This window comes from Variovorax sp. P4_D9, from assembly GCF_056401695.1.
The window spans coordinates 1-1,334 of the sequence record NZ_JBFUIU010001452.1; the positions used below are offsets into that span (position 1 = coordinate 1).

Sequence of the window (1,334 nt, forward strand, 5' to 3'; positions counted from 1 at the left end):
CTAGGGGTATTGCAGTTCGGTCTTGAGCCCCTCCAATGCCGTCCTTTTGCCGGGCGTCCTTACTTCTGGGCGCCCCTTGTTTACATCGGCGAGTAGGGAGAGGCGTGGTGGAGACCAAAAGTGTGCTACAGGGCTTGCTGGATGTCTGGGACGATCTACCAGGTCTGGTGGGCCCGCGGTGGGCCGAGTTCTACCCGTCGCTGGAAGCCCTCCTGTCGCGCCTGCTGACCACACACGACCGAAGCAGGCAAGCCTCTCTGTTCGCTCAGATTGCGTTGGCCTTTGGGCCATATCCACAGGCTAGGGATCGGCTCAGAGCGGCGATCGGTGAGGCCGCGCGCAGACGTGCCCGGCTGTCAGACTCGACTCGCCGAGGTAGTGCGGTCGCCGAGCCTTCTGATGCGGAAACGGTCGACGGCATTGCCACGCGCAGCGACCTGATGGCCGATCTCGAAAAGCACATCCGACAGCCGCGGTACGTCAACATATGCATTGCCCCCGACGCCGAAGAGGTCTGCCTTCCAAAGTCCACCAGTCTAGTCGTCGACCGAGAGTATCGACTTCGACTGGCAATCGGTACGTGGTCATCCGACACGATCGTCGTAGACCGCACCAGCTTTCCCAGCAACCTGCTGCCGCCGACCACTGCCGGGCACTGGCTCGAGGTGGTTGCCGTGAGCGACGAATGCGTGCTTCCCAATCGCCGCTACCATCTCTTCCTGCCCAGGACTGGCTCCAGTTGGGTCTGCCGCTGTCATCCAGGCGGCGAGCACGCCTGTACTCCAGACGATCACCAACCTTACCTCTTCGTCCCTCTGCTGACGCCGCACGATCCAGCGATGGCTCGGGTACGGATCGGCGTCTACTACCGCAACAACCTCATCCAGTCGCTGCTCGTGACGGCGTGGATCGACCGATTGGAGCTTCACTCCGAATTTCAGGGTGACGGCCAGCGTGCGTGGGTGGACTACTCGCTCACGGCAACGCTGAGCGACTTCGAGAGATTGCCGTCGCGAACGTTGAGCATTCTGACCGACGACAACGCCTCTGGCTCTCATCGAGTCGTGGTCAAGAATGGCTCCGAACAGGTTCTGGCTTTCAACCTCACCGAGGGGCAGATGCGTGGCGCCATCGACGCCGTCCGCACTGCACTCCACGATGTCCACATCGAGGAGAGCACGAACTGGCTACATGACCAGCGGCGCATCAACCGCTACGACAAGAACAACGCGAAGCCCCGGGATGCGTTTGTCGCGGACTTGAAGCTTCTGGCACCACTGGGGCAGACGCTGTGGGTTCGCCTGCTGGAAGACCGCTCCCGAGCGGTGTGGGAC

General features: G+C 61.9%; 1 protein-coding gene. It reads left to right on the forward strand.

The window, feature by feature from the left end:
* Positions 1-107: 107 nt before the first annotated feature.
* Positions 108-1,334 (forward strand): hypothetical protein (locus AC1DY5_RS55920; RefSeq protein WP_478122751.1); only part of this gene is annotated, 1,227 nt, incomplete at its 3' end.